This is a genomic window from Citrobacter sp. MGH110 (genome assembly GCF_001037515.1).
Taxonomy (GTDB): Bacteria; Pseudomonadota; Gammaproteobacteria; order Enterobacterales; family Enterobacteriaceae; genus Citrobacter; species Citrobacter portucalensis.
Genome location: NZ_KQ089832.1, coordinates 42,561 through 59,307, shown reverse-complemented (window position 1 = coordinate 59,307; position 16,747 = coordinate 42,561). Strand labels below are relative to the sequence as shown.

Below are 16,747 nucleotides of genomic sequence, written 5' to 3'. Positions count from 1 at the left end.
GGCAGCAGCCTCAGAATCTACCCATTAGGCTATCTTATTTGTCAGTTTGTCCCTGGGCAGTGCTCGCAATCCTCACGTACTGCATGTACGTTCCGGTTGTTCCGCGCTGTCCGTGTTCAAACTGCCTGCATCGAATACGCCTACTGGGCAAGATTTTCAGCTTGATTGATTTTTGCCGGAGCCGGACGCTCCGATTTTGGCGTAGCATACCAATAACCCAATCCCATGAATACGACACCGGACAAAGTATTACCGAGTGTCACCCACAGCAGGTTATGACCAATTCCTGACAGGGTATAGGCTTCGCTGTGGTGGCCGAACCAGGAGAGGGCAAACAGCGTCATGTTGGCAACGGAGTGCTCGTAGCCGGAAGCGATAAACGCCAGCAGACACCACCAGATAGCGAGGAATTTTGCCGCGCCTTCGGTACGGATTGCCATCCAGATTGCCAGACAAACCAACCAGTTACACAGTGCGCCTTTAAAGAACAAAACCATCGCAGGTGCGGTCGTTTTTGCCAGAGCAACCGAATGGACGATGCTGGTATCGACCGGCAGCAGGCTACCGCCACCCCAGCTGTAAAGCAGGGCGACAAACACGGAACCGACCAGGTTACCCAGCCATGTTTTTGGCAGGATTGCCCACATCTGACCGTGGCTGATGGTGCCTGCTTTGACGCCGAGTGTCAGAAACATGGTGTGACCGGTAAACAGTTCCGAACCGGCAATAATGACCAGCGTTAAGGCGATACCAAAGGTTGCACCCATCACCAGAGGACGAACGGACGGGTCGAGCAGATTACCGAGGGTGAAAATAAGAATGATGCCGAGGCCCACATAGGCTCCCGCCATTGCCGAACTGATCCAGAATCCAAGCGGGTTTTTAGCCGACAGGCGTGCGATGCGCGCAGCGTTAGCCGCACACTTATTAATAGTGTCTGTGAACATGTGTTGATTATCCTTGAAGTACAAACAATAAAAAGAAATCGTAACCGTAGGCCGGATAAGGCATTTATGCCGCTATCCGGCAATGTGCCTGTGCAATTGCCTGATGGCGCTACGCTTATCAGGCCTACCAATAAAAGACCTACAAATACGTCAAAAAAGGGGAGGCGTTGCGCCTCCCAAAATTTATTAAACGCGCAGTTGCACCGTGCCGTCTTTCACTCGCGCTTCGTAATGTTTCACGGAGAACTGTTCGTCTTCCATGCACAGACCGTCGCTTAAACGAAAACGCTGTTTTTTCAGCGGGCTGGCAACCCACAATTCGCCCTGATGTTCAGCAATCAGCCCACGAGAAAGCACGCTGGACTCAAAGAACGGGTCGATGTTGCTGATCGCAAACACCTGGTCGCTGTGATACGGGCGGAAAATCGCAACCTGCTCGTTACCTAACAGGGCGCAGACGCCTGTTGCAGGCAGAATGTCATCGATTTTGCAGATGTTTTTCCACTGGCTCATGCGTTTTCCTCCACCAGAGTCACCGGGATACGCTCATAAGGCGTGGCCGGACGATGTTGTTCACGTTCAGGCACAACCTGGACATTCGGATCGCGTTTTTCGCTGTTGATAAAGTGTTTGAAGCGAACCTGCGCGGATGGGGTGTTAACGGTTTCTGTCCACTCACACACCACAGCTTCACGCAGACGGGCCATCTCTTCTTCAAGATGCTGGTTCAGGCCCAACTTGTCGTCGATGATGACGGACTTCAGATACTCGATACCGCCTTCCAGATTGTCTAACCACGGTGCGGTACGGGTCAGTTTGTCGGCAGTACGGATGTAGAACATCATGAAACGGTCAAGGTACTTGAGCAGCGTTTCGCGATCGATATCCGCTGCCAGCAGGTCTGCATGACGAGGTTTCATCCCGCCGTTACCGCAAACGTACAGGTTCCAGCCTTTCTCAGTGGCGATGATACCCACGTCTTTACCCTGAGCTTCCGCACATTCACGGGTACAGCCGGAGACGCCGAACTTCATTTTGTGCGGGGTACGAATGCCTTTGTAGCGATTTTCCAGCTCCACGCCGAAGCCCACGCTATCGCCGACGCCGTAACGGCACCAGGTGCTGCCTACGCAGGTTTTCGCCATACGCAACGCTTTGGCATACGCGTGACCGGTTTCAAAACCGGCTTCAATCAGCTGACGCCAGATTTCCGGCAGGTCATCTTTCTGCGCGCCGAACAGGCCGATACGCTGAGAACCGGTAATTTTGGTGTACAGGTTAAATTCACGCGCGATACGGCCCACAGCTACCAGACCTTCAGGGGTAATTTCGCCACCCGCAGAGCGCGGGATCACGGAATAAGTACCGTCTTTCTGGATGTTAGCCAGGAAGTTGTCGTTGGTGTCCTGCAACGGCGTGTGCTGCGGTTTGAGGATGTACTCATTCCAGCAGGAAGCCAGCAGGGAGCCTACGGTAGGTTTACATACTTCACAGCCGTAACCTTTCCCGTGTTTTGCCAGCAGTTCTTCGAAGGTTTTGATGCCTTCTACGCGGATGAGATGGAACAGTTCCTGACGTGAGTACGGGAAGTGTTCACACAGGTTGTTGTTAACTTCGATACCCTGTTTCGCCAGTTCGGCGTTCAGGACCTGCGTTACCAGCGGGATACACCCGCCGCAGCCGGTACCGGCTTTGGTTTCTGCTTTCAGCGCCGCAACGGTATGGCAGCCCTTGTTAATAGCGGCAACCAGCATGCCTTTGGTGACGTCAAAACAGGAGCAAATCTGCGCGCTGTCCGGCAGTTTATCGACACCGATAGACGGCTTACCGCTGCCCGCGTGCGCTGGCAGAATCAGTGAATCCGGGTTTTCCGGCAGTTCGATGGCGTTCAGCACCAGTTGCAGCAGATTGCCGTAATCGCTGGTGTCGCCTACCAGAACCGCGCCGAGCAGGGTTTTGTTATCTTCGCTAACGATCAGGCGTTTGTAGACTTCTTTGCTTTCGTCGAGATAGACGTAGCTACGGGCGCCCGGCGTGCGCGCATGCGCATCACCAATACCACCGACGTCAACGCCGAGCAGCTTCAGCTTGGCGCTCAGGTCCGCGCCTTCAAAGGCGTTTTCAGTTTCGAGAATATGGTCAACGGCAACCTGCGCCATTTTATAGCCTGGAGCGACCAGACCATACACGCGGTTGTTCCAGCTGGCGCATTCGCCGATGGCATAGATGTCCGGGTCAGATGTCTGGCAAGTGTCGTTAATGACGATCCCGCCGCGTGGCGCGACGTCCAGACCGCACTGGGTGGCCAGTTTGTCGCGTGGACGAATACCGGTAGAGAAGACGATGAAATCGACTTCCAGTTCGCTACCGTCGGCAAAACGCATGGTTTTGCGCGCTTCGGTGCCTTCCTGAACGATCTCTTTGGTGTTTTTGCTGGTGTGCACACGCACGCCCATGCTTTCAATTTTGCGACGTAACTGCTCGCCACCCATATGATCCAGCTGTTCAGCCATCAGCATTGGGGCGAATTCAATCACGTGGGTTTCAACGCCGAGGCTTTTTAGCGCACCGGCGGCTTCCAGGCCCAGTAGACCACCGCCGACGACAGCACCGCGTTTGCTGCGGCGTGCGCAAGACTCAATGGCGTTGAGGTCTTCGATAGTACGGTAAACGAAGCAGTCCTGGGTTTCCGAACCTTTAATCGGTGGGATCCACGGGTAAGAGCCCGTCGCCATGATCAGCTTATCGTAGTAAACCGTACGACCGGCGCTGGAGTGGATCACCTTCTCCTGGCGGTTAATGGTAATTGCGCGCTCGCCCACTAACACCTTAACGCCGTGCTTCTCGTAGAATCCTTCACGCACCAGAGAAAGCTCTTCGGCGGTGTGGTGGGAGAAGTAGGAAGACAGGTGTACGCGGTCGTACGCTTTGCGGGGTTCTTCACAGAAGACGGTAATATCAAAATTGACAGCGTCGGATTTATCAAGAAGATCCTCAATAAAGCGATGGCCGACCATACCATTACCGATAATAGCGAGTCTGACTTTGCTCATTTTTGCCTCGATTTCTTTTCTATTACTGCCTACCTTAACGATTCAGCAACCGCGCTTATTGATGCAAATCAAATTCGCCCTTATATACTCCTTAAGAGGTATATAGCTGATTTGTCAGCATTTTTATAAGTAACGGAATTATTTGGGTTTTCGTGTTTGTATAAATAGCGTACAAATTAAGGGGTTTTTGTAAGAATTGGCCTACATGACCAGTGAAAGAAGAGGAGGGCGAGAATGTGCCGGATGATGTGGGTACCATCCGGCAGTGAGATTAATGCGTTGCTGGGGCGTTATGCTGGCGATGGCGCGTGACAAACCCAAGAATAAAGCACATCACGAATACAACCGCATACAAGCCGTTAGCTGTTTGCAATGCCGCCTGCGGGCCGCTGTGTGCCACGATAGGGCCGGTGACGACGAAAGTGAGCATGGTGCCGATGGTACCGCAGGTCAGAACGAAGTTAACCAGTTTGGGTGAGGCGACCTTCGTCTGCTGGGAGCCAAGGGTAATGATGGTGGTATAAATCGCACTGGAGAAGAAGCCCAGCGTCATAATAAACCACGGCATATGCTCTGGCGTACCGGTGATAAACAGATACATCAGGACGGTAGCCAGACCCGCCAGAACGGTCAGGATGCGCTGCAAATCGAAGAAACGCAGAATAAAGCTAAATGCCCACATGCCAACCATGTAAGACATCCAGAAGTCGCTGACCAGTTTACCCGCATCGTTCAGGCTCATGCCCAGACTTTTGGCGTACTCCGGGACCCAGGAGATAAAACCCAACTGACCGAGGATGTAGCACAGTGCAGCGATCGCCAGAAACAGCACGCCAATCCCCCATTTTTCTTTTACTACCGGCGCGTCTGACTGCTGAGCGTGTTTACCCAGTGCCGGGAATTCACAACCGAAGGTCAGCAGGAAAATGGCGACGTATACGAGGCCGATGCAGGCATAGACCCAATACCATTCGATGCTGCGCGCTAACAGGAACGCGGCAACCATCGGGAAAATCATGCCGGCCATGCTGAAGAAGGAGTCAGTAAACAGCAGGCGGGAACCGCGCTGGCGACCTTCGTACATTTGAGTTACCAGGAACGTACCAATCGACATGGTAATACCGCTCACCAGGCCCAAAACAAACATGGCGGCGGAGAACAAGGCCAGGCTATGGCTGAACATCAGTCCGGCAACGGCCAGTACCATCAGGATAAAGCCGAAGCGCAACTGGGTTTTCAGTGGCACGATTTCCATTAACCATGCATTCAGAAAGATAGAGATCAGAATGCCGGCATTCAGGAAGGTGAAGGTGTTACTCATGCTGGAAACGGGCAAATGGAAGTAATCTGCTATGTTTCCCATCACCATCCCGGTGACAATTACCAACGCACCTGTCAGGGCGTAGGAGAGAAAGCTAATCCATGTGAGCTTGATGCGATTGCTGTTAGTCATGACTGGCCTGTATAGAAGTGTAAGGCGCATTGACTGCGCCGTGAGCGGGCAGATTTTAGGCGCTTTAGTGACGCATTTAAATATTTATCGGTAATAACTTGGTGCGTTACATTTTTCTATGTGATCTTGATCACATTGATACTTGCAGCCATGAGGTTACATTTGTTTCAGGTACGTAAAATTAAGTAAAGGGATGGCCTTGTCCTTGAAGGCTCTTTAGAATCAATTCACTTGCTTCATTTCTGCTCTTGTTAAGGAATTCTCATGCTCAAATCGACTCTGGCGGCTGTTGCAGCTGTTCTCGCTCTTTCTGCACTCTCCCCCGCAGCACTGGCAGCAAAAGGTGATCCACATGTTCTGCTGACAACCTCTGCTGGTAACATTGAGCTGGAGCTGAACAGTCAGAAAGCCCCGGTTTCAGTGCAAAACTTTGTCGATTATGTCAACAGTGGTTTCTATAACAACACCACGTTCCACCGTGTGATCCCAGGCTTCATGGTGCAGGGCGGCGGTTTTACCGAGCAGATGCAGCAGAAGAAACCTAACCCGCCAATCAAGAATGAAGCCGATAACGGACTGCGTAACACTCGCGGCACGATTGCTATGGCGCGTACAGCGGATAAAGACAGCGCGACCAGCCAGTTCTTTATCAACATTGCAGATAACGCTTTCCTCGATCACGGCCAGCGCGACTTTGGCTACGCTGTTTTCGGTAAAGTTGTGAAAGGTATGGATGTCGCGGATAAGATCTCTCAGGTACAGACCCATGATGTCGGTCCATACCAGAATGTCCCGTCAAAACCGATTGTTATCCTTTCTGCTAAAGTCCTGCCGTAATCGTATCTTGCGCGGGTAGTTCTTGCCCGCGTTCACCCCTCTCTCTGCGTAACCCGAAATTGCTGCTTATACTTGTGGCAAGTGTCGGCTCATTCAGGGAGGTCACGTGAAAAAACTCACCGATAAACAAAAGTCCAGGCTGTGGGAACAACGGCGAAACGCCAATTTCCAGGCCAGCCGACGGCTGGAAGGCGTAGATATTCCACGGGTTACTCTGAGTGCTGAAGACGCCCAGGCGCGTCTTGAAGAGCTGAGGAGGCACTATGAGCGATAAATTCGGTGATGGTCGCGACCCGTATTTATATCCGGGCCTGAATGTCATGCGTAACCGTCTGGGGATTCATCAGGCGCAGCGTTTAGCGCAGGCGGCTTATGAACTGACAGCGCTGCGTGCGGCAACTATCGAATTGGGGCCGCTTAAACGGGGCTTACCGCACCTGTGCGCCATTCATCGCCAGCTGTATCGGGATATTTTTGACTGGGCGGGACACCTGCGTGAAGTCGATATTTACCAGGGCGATACTCGCTTTTGCCACTTCGCCTATATCGAGAAAGAGGGCAATGCGCTGATGCAGGACCTGGAAGATGAGTCCTGGCTGGTGGGATTACCGGAAGACAAGTTTGTCGATCGTCTTGCGCACTATTATTGCGAAATCAATGTGCTGCATCCGTTTCGCATTGGCAGTGGCCTGGCGCAGCGTATTTTCTTCGAACAGTTAGCGATTCATGCCGGGTATATGCTGAGCTGGGATGGCATTCCGGTTGAGGAGTGGAATCAGGCTAATCAGAGCGGGGCGATGGGTGACCTGTCTGCACTGCGGGCGATATTTCGTAAAGTGGTAAGCGAAGCCCCGGAAACTGAGTAGAATAGCGCGGTTCTTATGTACCGGAGCCGCCATGATCCTGCTTATTGATAACTATGATTCTTTTACCTGGAACCTGTACCAATACTTCTGCGAACTGGGTGCTGATGTCCTTGTCCGGCGCAACGACGAGCTGACGCTGGCGCAAATCGACGCGCTGAACCCGCAAAAAATCGTGATTTCCCCTGGACCATGCACGCCGGATGACGCCGGTATCTCACTGGACGTTATTCGTCATTTCGCCGGTAAGCTTCCCTTGTTGGGTGTTTGTCTTGGTCACCAGGCGATGGCGCAGGCCTTTGGCGCGAGCGTGGTTCGGGCGGCTAAAGTGATGCACGGTAAAACCTCGCCGATTACCCATACCGGGCAGGGTGTTTTTCAGGGACTCGCTAACCCATTAACGGTGACGCGCTACCACTCTCTGGTGGTTGCCCCTGAGACGCTTCCCGAGTGCTTTGAGGTGACAGCCTGGAGTGAAACGCAGGAGATTATGGGCATTCGTCACCGCGAGTGGGATATGGAAGGGGTACAGTTTCACCCGGAGAGTATTCTCAGCGAACAGGGGCATCAGCTGCTGGCTAATTTTCTCAATCGCTGATTTGTAGTTGCTATTCAGTGATTTTTTATTCATATTTTGTGATTATAATTTCACTGGCGTTTCTGCTTAACAGGGTGGTAATGACATGGAAACTGAACAAACTGCAATTACGCGCGCGACATTCGATGAAGTGATTCTGCCGATTTATGCACCGGCTGAGTTTATCCCGGTAAAAGGAAAAGGGAGTCGAGTGTGGGATCAACAGGGCAAAGAGTATGTTGATTTCGCGGGCGGCATTGCAGTTACCGCGTTAGGGCATTGCCATCCGGCATTGGTTGAGGCGTTAAAAACCCAGGGTGAAACCCTGTGGCATACCAGCAACGTTTTTACCAACGAACCGGCGTTGCGCTTAGGCCGTAAAATCATTGATGCGACCTTTGCCGAGCGCGTGCTGTTCATGAACTCCGGTACTGAAGCCAACGAAACCGCCTTTAAGCTGGCGCGCCACTATGCCTGCGTGCGTCATAGCCCGTTCAAAACCAAAATCATTGCCTTCCATAATGCGTTTCACGGCCGTTCGCTGTTTACCGTATCCGTTGGTGGGCAGCCGAAATACTCCGACGGCTTTGGGCCAAAACCGGCGGATATCATCCATGTCCCGTTTAACGATCTGCATGCGGTCAAAGCGGTGATGGACGATCACACCTGCGCGGTGGTGGTTGAGCCTATTCAGGGAGAGGGCGGCGTCACTGCGGCAACGCCGGAATTCCTGCAAGGTTTGCGTGAACTTTGTGACCAGCACCAGGCGCTGTTGGTATTTGATGAAGTGCAGAGCGGGATGGGGCGTACCGGCGATTTGTTTGCCTATATGCACTACGGCGTGACGCCGGATATCCTCACCAGCGCGAAGGCGCTCGGTGGAGGCTTCCCGGTAAGTGCGGTGTTGACCACTCAGGAGATTGCCTCCGCGTTCCACGTGGGTTCGCACGGCTCCACCTACGGCGGTAACCCGCTGGCCTGCGCGGTAGCGGGGGCAGCGTTTGATATCATCAACACGCCGGACGTGCTGGGAGGCATTCAGGCCCGGCGTCAGGCGTTTGTTCAGCATTTGCACAAGATTGATCAACAGTTCGATATTTTCAGCGATATTCGCGGGATGGGGCTGCTGATTGGCGCTGAGCTGAAGCCGCAGTTTAAAGGCCGGGCGCGCGATTTCCTCTATGCCGCCGCGCACAAAGGGGTGATGGTGCTGAACGCTGGGCCGGACGTAATGCGTTTCGCGCCGTCGCTGGTAGTAGAGCAGGCGGATATCGATGAAGGGATGCAGCGTTTCGCGCAGGCGGTAGTGAAGGTGGTGGGCTGATTGCCGGAAAGGCGGCGCGAGCGCCTTATCCGGCCTACAGGGTAAGGTGTGATTCGTTGGCCGGATAAGCGTAGCGCATCCGGCAAATCTCTTAACTTTTCATGTCCCGTAGTCGGCGGCTCAGCCAGATCCCGTGGTGCGGTCGCTGACGCCATGCTACCGACGAAATGGTATGCATGGTGTTCAGATGCCCAAGAACCCGCTGCAGATGCTGCTCAAGGGTGCTTAACGGACCATGGGACAGCATCTCTGGCGCTTCGAGAATATTCACATCTCCCGAGCTTCCCGGCCCATCATATTCCAGCCGCTGCTGACAGCGCTGGAGTGCAATTTCACAGGACTCCAGATACCGCTGCGCCAAATCCGGTGTCAGCATCGTATGTTCCCTTGCCAGCGTGGTCATCGCGTTGATGTGTTCGACGATGAACTGGCTGTGCGTGACCCACAGTTTCATGTCTGCAAGGTAGTGCGAGTTAAATCCTGGCTCCTGCATTGCCTGGTTCAGCGAGTTGAACAGCGTGTTTTGTGTCTGGTTGACGCGCATGCGTTGATACGCCAGCGGCGTGGCCTGTGGATCGTTGCTGAGGATCAGACGAATGGCCTCCTGGTCGGCTTCTAACGCATCGTGGGCGTTCTTACGCAGCAGACCGCTCTGCCACTGTGGCCACAGCCAGAGCGTGCCGCCAAAGGCGATTAAGCAGCCAATGACCGTATCGACAAACCGCGGCACGATAAACTCTTCCCCGTTCAGCGTCAGCAGTTGCAGGGTGTATACCGCCGTTACCGTAAAACCGACGGTAGCCCAGCCGTAGTTTTTACGGATGATCAGATAGCTCACCAGGGTGATCAGCAGCATGGCCGCCAGCGTGAAACCTTCGGGAATATGAAAGTGCAACGTGACGCCGGCAATAACCAGTCCAACGAGCGTACCTACGGAACGGTGTAAGATGCGCACCCGGGTCGCCCCGTAGCCATTTTGCGTAACAAACAGGACTGTCATCAAAATCCAGTAAGGCTTTGGCAGGTGTAAGGCGCTGCCCATCAGGCTGGCGATACTCAACATAACGCTGATGCGTCCGGCATTGCGCAGCGCTGGGGATTTCAACGACAGGTAGTTTTTCAGGGCAGGGATCAGCGGCAACCGACGCTGCTTGTCAGCCATTAAGTCACGGGCATATAGCGGGCGCTGGGTCCGTAGCACGCGGGCAATACGGCTGAAGTGCCAGTAGCAAAATTGCCCCACCGGATTGTCCGGATGCTGCCTGGCGATTTTCTCCAGCGTGCCAATCTGCTTTTCCATCGAGAAACGGGTCGGCAAGCGGTGATACAAAATATCATCGGCCAGTACCCGAAGGCGTTCGGCGACGGTTCGCGCGTTCCAGCGAATTACCTGCTCCGCGTGGCTACGCTCAACCAGTTTTTGCACTTCTTCTGGCTGGTGGAGGCTAACGGAAATATGCTCCTGTAAATCCAGCGCCTCCTGAAAGGCACGCAGCAGGCGTTTGTATTCGTTGTTGTGATGTGCCGACAGCATATGCATTTGCTGATAGCACTGAGTAATCAGATCCACCGCCTTTTGTTGGCGAACCAGCAGGGGAGGCAGCGCTTTTTCTGGGTCAGCATGCTGGGTCAGCATGCTGTACTTGGCTTCACAGTAATCGGCTAATTCACGGTACAGCAAGCTGAGCGATTCGCGGAGCGGTTGCTCGCGCCACATCCAGAACCAGAACCAGTTGAACAGGCCGTACCATAACGTGCCCAGCGCGTAAATCAGCAGCGGCTCCCAGACGGGCATATTCCCGGCCAGGCTGAGCGTGAAAATCGCTGCGATAAGCGAGGCTGGCAGTAATCGAGCATGCAAAGGGCTTAGCTCGGCGGTTACGCCAAGAATCAGCGTCAGGCCGGTGAGGATCAATGGTAGCGGTATAGTTTGCGCAAGCAGTAGCTGCATGATCAAACTACACCCGGCAAACAGCGATGCACCAATGACTAAGCGTTTGAAAAAGCGCTTGTGCGGGGTATCAAGACCGGCAATGTTGCAGCAGGCAGGGACGAGGGAAAAGAGAAGCCCCAAATGAAGCTGACCGATGATCAGACCAACAGCCACAGGTAAACATAGCACCAGCGTTTGTCGTAGTGCGTAGTTGATCTCTGGGTGGTATATCAGTCTTCGCCACATCGGAGTAAACAAAAGTGGCGCATTACTGGGTAACGCGCCACTTCGATGGGGTTAACGCGTGCCGTAGACGACGATGGTCTTACCGTGTGCGGAGATCAGGTTCTGATCTTCCAGCATCTTCAGAATACGACCGACGGTCTCACGGGAGCAGCCAACGATCTGGCCGATTTCCTGACGGGTGATTTTAATCTGCATGCCGTCCGGGTGGGTCATCGCATCAGGCTGTTTCGCCAGATTCAGCAGAGTCTGCGCGATACGACCGGTTACGTCGAGGAAGGCAAGGTTGCCCACTTTTTCAGACGTGACCTGCAGACGACGAGCCATCTGAGAAGACAGGCGCATCAGAATATCCGGGTTGACCTGGATTAATTGGCGAAATTTTTTGTAGGAAATTTCAGCGACTTCACATGCGGTTTTGGCACGTACCCAGGCGCTACGTTCCTGACCTTCTTCGAAGAGGCCTAATTCACCAATAAAATCGCCCTGATTCAGATAAGAAAGGATCATTTCTTTCCCTTCTTCATCTTTGATCAGCACTGCCACGGAGCCTTTAACGATGTAATACAACGTTTCCGCTTTTTCACCCTGGTGAATCAGCGTGCTCTTCGATGGGTACTTATGAATATGGCAATGAGACAAGAACCATTCGAGAGTCGGGTCTGTTTGCGGTTTGCCAAGCACCATGCGCGGTTATCCTCTGTTATAAGCTGTCTCCAGAGCCAGAAAACGACGCTGCCTCTGGGTTTGCAAAAATATGCTTCCCGCTACCTGGGAAAGGGGCTGTCAAAAATATACTGCAGCCTGTAATGTGATGTCCTCTGCATACATGCAGTACGTCAATGTATTACTGTAGCATCCCGTCTGTTTTAGCATAGCTTTCGCCGTGTGTCTCCTGGTGTCTCGCTTCAGCATGACGCAGGTCGCCTTCCGTTGCGAGAATTGTTATGTGCGCGTAATCTGTCAGGAAAATTGAAACATTGGAGTTACGAAATATGCAAGCGCGTGTAAAGTGGGTTGAGGGGTTAACCTTCCTCGGTGAGTCCGCCTCTGGCCACCAAATTTTGATGGACGGTAACTCCGGTGATAAAGCGCCGAGCCCGATGGAAATGGTATTAATGGCTGCTGGCGGTTGTAGCGCAATTGATGTGGTATCGATCCTGCAAAAAGGTCGTCAGGATGTGACCAACTGCGAAGTGAAGCTGACTTCAGAGCGTCGTGATGAAGCGCCGCGCCTGTTTACCCACATCAACCTGCATTTCATCGTAACGGGTAACGATCTGAAAGATGCGTCTGTCTCCCGCGCCGTCGATCTTTCAGCGGAAAAATACTGCTCCGTGGCGTTGATGCTGGAAAAGGCGGTGAACATTACCCATTCCTATGAAGTGGTTGCTGCTGCGTGATGCCATGCCTGATGGCGTTACACTTATCAGGCCTACAGGATATAAACGCGTAGGCCGGATAAGGCATCAACCACCATCCGGCAAAAGACCACATCACTCGATCTTCTTACCTTCCATCAGTCGCTGTACCAGCGGCAGCATAATCAATTCCATCGCCAGACCCATCTTGCCGCCAGGTACGACTAACGTATTGATATGGGAAATGAATGAGCCCTGCAGCATGGCCAGTAACCAGGGATAATCGATCCCTTCCAGGTTACGAAAATGAATCACGACAAAGCTTTCATCCAGTGATGGAATGCTCTTAGCGGCAAAGGGGTTGGAGGTATCGACGGTCGGTACGCGCTGGAAGTTAATATGCGTCCGGGAAAACTGCGGCGTGATGTAATTGATGTAATCGTCCATTGAACGCACCACCGAGTCCATCACCGCTTCACGCGAATGTCCACGCTCGCTGGTATCGCGGGTCAGCTTCTGGATCCATTCCAGGTTTACGATCGGCACCACGCCAACCAGCAGATCGACATGCCGGGCCACGTTTTGCTGTGGGGTGACGACACCGCCGTGCAGCCCTTCGTAGAACAGTACATCCGTCGGTTCAGGCAGCGGCTGCCAGGGCGTGAATGTCCCCGGAACCTGGTTCCACGGTACGGCCTCATCGTAAGTGTGCAGATATTTTCGCGACTGGCCTTTGCCCGTCTGACCGTATTCGATGAAGGTTTGTTCCAGCAAGCCGAAGTCATTAGCTTCGGGGCCAAAATAGCTGATATGCCGCCCGGCATCGCGCGCTTTGCGAATCGCCATGTCCATTTCCGGACGGGTATAGCGATGAAAACTGTCACCTTCCACCTCGGCGGCGCGCAGATTTAACTGCGCGAAAATTTTACGAAACGCGAGGCTGGTGGTGGTGGTCCCCGCGCCGCTGGATCCTGTTACCGCAATCACCGGATGTTTGGCAGACATAACAACTCCATGAAATGGTTGTAATTATAGTAAAGTCGGCCGGCGGCTACGGATTACTCGTGAATCTGCTTCCTCGGCATAATGTTGACCGTTTCATGCAGTTCAGACCACACCAGCACGGCTTCACCTGATTGTAGTTGGCGTTTGACGTCGGCGACTTTTTGTTCGAGCGAGCGTTCATGTTCACCATAATCGGTGCCTTCGCGCAAGACAAAGCTTTCAATCAAATTGTCCAGCGCGTCCGGGGAGATATCTTGCCAGGGGATAATCATGATGATGCCTCCAGATACGTTGTCAGCCAATCCGGGATTCTTGATTCCAGCCACATCTCAGGACGGCGCACCGTGCCACCTATAAATCCGACGTGGCCGCCGTGTTCAGTAAGCTGGTACTCCACCTGTGAGGGCAGATTTTCCGGTTTCGGGATCACATGATGATCCATAAACGGATCGTCTTTCGCATGGATAATCAGCGTTGGTTTGGCGATCTGATTGAGCAACGGCATGGCGCTGCACTGGCGGTAATAGTCTATAGCATCGGCGAAACCGTGAATTTTGGCGGTGATTAGATCGTCAAAATCGCGAATGCGGCGCAAAGATTTCAACTGGGCCAGACTCACCGGCAGCGAACCTGGATAAGCTTCAAGCTTCCGTGAGGCATTGGCTTTCAACAGATTGAGCAGGTAGCGCTGGTAGACCCGGGAGAAGCCCTTGTCCATATGGTAACTACAGGCTTCCAGCACGAAAGGCGCAGAAACGATAACCGCCGCATCTATCGGAATATCGTTGCCTTCTTTTGCCAGCAGGCAAGCCAGCATATTTCCACCGAGTGAATAACCTACCGCCGCGGTCGGTACGCGACCGAACTCACGCTCCAGCCAGTGTAAAAACCAGGTGCCATCTTCTGTTTCACCGGAGTGATAAATACGGTTCAGACGATTGGGTTCGCCGCTGCAACCGCGAAAATGCATTACCACACCCAGCCAGCCGCGCTTTTGTGCTGCTTCAATCAGGCCATGTGCGTAGGGGCTGTTCAGACTGCCTTCCAGACCGTGAAAAACCACCAGGCGCGGTTTGTGTTTCGCCTGTTGCGGATCTTCGCTCCACGCCAGATCGACGAAATCACCGTCAGGCAATTCCAGACGCTGCCAGTGGGCGTCGAACTTCACCTTGCGGCGAATTAAACGCGGCAGCATCGTCTGCAGATGGCGGTTACTGATACCGCGCATCGGGCGGAATTCTCGCGAATCGTCGGTAGGTGGGGTCATTTCTGTGGACGTGATTTCAACCATAACACCGGAGCAATTAATAATCGGAAAGAATAACTATACCGCGCACAGCGCGTGCGGGTTAGCCAATATGTGATTTTGTCGCTAGTCAGTCAGCAGGTTACGCGAGAAAAGATGAAAATCGACGTTGGGTTTACGTCGCCACAGGCGGGCTTTACGCGTCCCTGTCGCCACGCTTTCTCCGGTATCTTCAAACATTCCTGACGCTTCAAAGCGACGAATCAGACTTTTACGCTGGATCGACTGGCCGAGGATCACCTCAGTGGCTTCGAGCAGTTGCCCATGGGTAAATGTTTCCGGCAAGCAGTATACGGGCAGGAGCGAGTACATCGTTTTTTGCCGTAAGCGGTGTAGCGCCGCGGTAATGATTTTCTCGTGATCAAACGCGAGTGAATAGTTTTTCAGTTCATCAACCGGCACCCAACGGGCATTGCTGACGCTGGCGATATGGGGCGCGCAGTCTACCCAGGCGATTAGTGCAAACCAGGTGACCGTCAGGCTCCAGCCGCGCGGGTCACGATCAGGGCCGGAAAAGGTATCCAGTTGTTCCAGCCACGAAGGCGAAACGCCTGTTTTTTCGGTGAGTTTGCGCAGCGCGGTGGCGCGGGTTGAATCATCGTTTTCGATATCAATAAAGCCGCCGGGTAATCCCCAACGCCCTTTTTGCGGCTGGTTTGCCCGCTCGACCAGTAATACGCACAGCGCCTGCTGATGCAGGGTAAATAACACGCTATCTACCGTCACCAGAGGTGAAGGGAAGCGGCTGGCGTCGTACTGATTCAGGTAGTCGGCTTCGGTGGTCATAAGGTACTCACGATGATTTGTAACGCTGACAAGTGTACCAGCCCGACACCGGGGGGCAAGGTTCGTTTTTTCTCATTGCTTATCAGTGGATTAGCTCACGGCTTAAAAATAATTCATTTTATGCTTGCTTAATATGTGTCATAGGGACATTATTAATTGTGTCGAAGGGACACGATTAAGGGGTGAGCGCGATGAACATAAAATTGACACTAACTTTGGACGACCAGACCTATGCCGTTGCCAGCGGTGTTTTTCCTGATGGTGCTGTCTGGTTAAAAGTCACCGATGCGTTGCCAACCTTTGCTCGCCTGATGCGCATCCGTGCCACGGCTATGCGCGATATGAACGATTTTATGCTGCTGGCGCAACTGGTTGAGGCGGTACGTCATCAGACCGATGTACTGGTCAGCCATCTCGACCTTCCCTGGCTGCCGTGGGCGCGTCAGGACAGACATATGGTATCGGGTGACAGCTTTGCGCTGAAAGTCTTCGCCAGTCAGCTCAATACGTTGAAATTTGACAAGGTCAACGTGCTCGACCCGCACAGCGATGTGGCGGCTGCTGCAATCGACAACTTCGTGGCGATCCCCCAGGAGGTCTGCCTGATGCAAAGCGCGTCATTATCGCGGCTGTTTCAGCAAAACGCGCTGATGCTGGTTGCTCCCGATGCGGGATCGCTGAAGAAGATTGATGCTGTAGCCAGAGTAGCCGGTGTGGAGCAGTACGCCATCCTGAGTAAAAAACGTGATGTGGCAAGCGGCAGCCTGACGGGATTTGCGTTATTGGCTGGAGACGTCAGGGGGAGGGATCTGCTGATTGTTGACGATCTGTGTGACGCAGGCGGTACGTTTATAGGCTCTGCACAGGTGTTACGTGATGCTGGCGCCCGCAGTGTCAGCCTGTATGTCACCCACGGTATCTTTTCTAAGGGCGTTGATCACCTGTTTGCAAACGGTATTGACGCTATCTACACCACCACCTCTTTAGCTGCCCCAGCGTTGGTACATCCGCAGCTTGAGCTTATCGATATTGACGCGATTTACCGCGCCTGAGGGAGAG

At 53.3% G+C, this 16,747-nt stretch carries 16 protein-coding genes and 1 pseudogene; 7 read left to right on the top strand and 10 right to left on the bottom strand.

The window, feature by feature from the left end; all coding sequences use genetic code 11:
- Nucleotides 1-140 precede the first annotated feature (140 nt).
- The 4 genes from nirC to tsgA all read right to left on the bottom strand — a co-directional run bounded on the left by nirC (nt 141) and on the right by tsgA (nt 5,453).
- Nucleotides 141-947 (bottom strand): nitrite transporter NirC, encoded by an 807-nt coding sequence (gene nirC, locus SK38_RS20325; RefSeq protein WP_048236935.1) that lies wholly within the window; start codon nt 945-947, stop codon nt 141-143.
- A 186-nt stretch (nt 948-1,133) separates the two neighbouring features.
- Nucleotides 1,134-1,460: a nitrite reductase small subunit NirD gene (gene nirD, locus SK38_RS20320; protein WP_048236934.1), complete on the bottom strand. Its 327-nt coding sequence runs from the start codon at nt 1,458-1,460 to the stop codon at nt 1,134-1,136.
- Nucleotides 1,457-4,000 (bottom strand): NADPH-nitrite reductase large subunit, encoded by a 2,544-nt coding sequence (gene nirB, locus SK38_RS20315; protein WP_048236933.1) that lies wholly within the window; start codon nt 3,998-4,000, stop codon nt 1,457-1,459. The genes nirD and nirB overlap by 4 nt, the downstream gene beginning before the upstream one ends.
- 271 nt (nt 4,001-4,271) lie before the next feature.
- Entirely contained in the window at nt 4,272-5,453 is a 1,182-nt protein-coding gene (tsgA, locus tag SK38_RS20310) for an MFS transporter TsgA (RefSeq protein ID WP_032945197.1), read from the bottom strand.
- A gap of 264 nt (nt 5,454-5,717) precedes the next feature.
- Between tsgA and ppiA the strand changes: the two genes are divergently transcribed.
- From ppiA to argD, 5 genes are all read left to right on the top strand, one after another.
- Nucleotides 5,718-6,290 (top strand): peptidylprolyl isomerase A, encoded by a 573-nt coding sequence (gene ppiA / locus SK38_RS20305; RefSeq protein WP_003023595.1) that lies wholly within the window; start codon nt 5,718-5,720, stop codon nt 6,288-6,290.
- A gap of 106 nt (nt 6,291-6,396) precedes the next feature.
- The gene (locus tag SK38_RS24435) at nt 6,397-6,564 is read left to right on the top strand and encodes a YhfG family protein (protein ID WP_065772013.1); all 168 of its coding nucleotides are present in this window, start codon (nt 6,397-6,399) and stop codon (nt 6,562-6,564) included.
- On the top strand, nt 6,554-7,156 hold the full coding sequence (locus SK38_RS20300; protein ID WP_005121664.1) for a putative adenosine monophosphate-protein transferase Fic: 603 nt from the start codon (nt 6,554-6,556) through the stop codon (nt 7,154-7,156). The genes SK38_RS24435 and SK38_RS20300 overlap by 11 nt, the downstream gene beginning before the upstream one ends.
- A gap of 31 nt (nt 7,157-7,187) precedes the next feature.
- A complete protein-coding gene (pabA, locus tag SK38_RS20295) occupies nt 7,188-7,751 on the top strand; it encodes an aminodeoxychorismate synthase component 2 (RefSeq protein WP_048236932.1) in 564 nt (187 codons plus the stop codon).
- Between the two features lie 85 nt (nt 7,752-7,836).
- A complete protein-coding gene (argD, locus tag SK38_RS20290) occupies nt 7,837-9,054 on the top strand; it encodes a bifunctional acetylornithine/succinyldiaminopimelate transaminase (RefSeq protein ID WP_048236931.1) in 1,218 nt (405 codons plus the stop codon).
- A 91-nt stretch (nt 9,055-9,145) separates the two neighbouring features.
- On the opposite strand, the gene SK38_RS20285 is transcribed toward argD, so the two are convergent.
- Nucleotides 9,146-11,233 (bottom strand): YccS/YhfK family putative transporter, encoded by a 2,088-nt coding sequence (locus SK38_RS20285; protein WP_048236930.1) that lies wholly within the window; start codon nt 11,231-11,233, stop codon nt 9,146-9,148.
- Between the two features lie 51 nt (nt 11,234-11,284).
- Nucleotides 11,285-11,917: a cAMP-activated global transcriptional regulator CRP gene (crp, locus tag SK38_RS20280; RefSeq protein WP_000242758.1), complete on the bottom strand. Its 633-nt coding sequence runs from the start codon at nt 11,915-11,917 to the stop codon at nt 11,285-11,287.
- 308 nt (nt 11,918-12,225) lie between these two features.
- On the opposite strand from crp, the gene SK38_RS20275 reads away from it, so the two are divergent.
- The gene (locus SK38_RS20275) at nt 12,226-12,633 is read left to right on the top strand and encodes an OsmC family protein (RefSeq protein ID WP_003827750.1); all 408 of its coding nucleotides are present in this window, start codon (nt 12,226-12,228) and stop codon (nt 12,631-12,633) included.
- A gap of 93 nt (nt 12,634-12,726) precedes the next feature.
- Here the strand turns inward: SK38_RS20275 and SK38_RS20270 are convergent, their stop codons facing one another.
- The 4 genes and pseudogenes from SK38_RS20270 to SK38_RS20255 form a co-directional block, all read right to left on the bottom strand.
- Nucleotides 12,727-13,596, bottom strand: coding sequence for a phosphoribulokinase (locus SK38_RS20270; protein WP_008786301.1), 870 nt, complete (start codon nt 13,594-13,596; stop codon nt 12,727-12,729).
- Nucleotides 13,597-13,649: 53 nt separating this feature from the next.
- Nucleotides 13,650-13,868, bottom strand: coding sequence for a YheU family protein (locus SK38_RS20265; RefSeq protein ID WP_003023615.1), 219 nt, complete (start codon nt 13,866-13,868; stop codon nt 13,650-13,652).
- Nucleotides 13,865-14,933 (bottom strand): annotated as a pseudogene (locus tag SK38_RS20260) (hydrolase). The gene SK38_RS20265 and the pseudogene SK38_RS20260 overlap by 4 nt, the downstream one beginning before the upstream one ends.
- 35 nt (nt 14,934-14,968) lie before the next feature.
- A complete protein-coding gene (locus SK38_RS20255) occupies nt 14,969-15,688 on the bottom strand; it encodes an NUDIX domain-containing protein (RefSeq protein ID WP_008786298.1) in 720 nt (239 codons plus the stop codon).
- 191 nt (nt 15,689-15,879) lie between these two features.
- Here SK38_RS20255 and prs point away from each other — a divergent pair, with 191 nt between their 5' ends.
- The gene (gene prs / locus SK38_RS20250) at nt 15,880-16,740 is read left to right on the top strand and encodes a ribose-phosphate diphosphokinase (RefSeq protein ID WP_048236928.1); all 861 of its coding nucleotides are present in this window, start codon (nt 15,880-15,882) and stop codon (nt 16,738-16,740) included.
- Nucleotides 16,741-16,747: the final 7 nt, after the last annotated feature.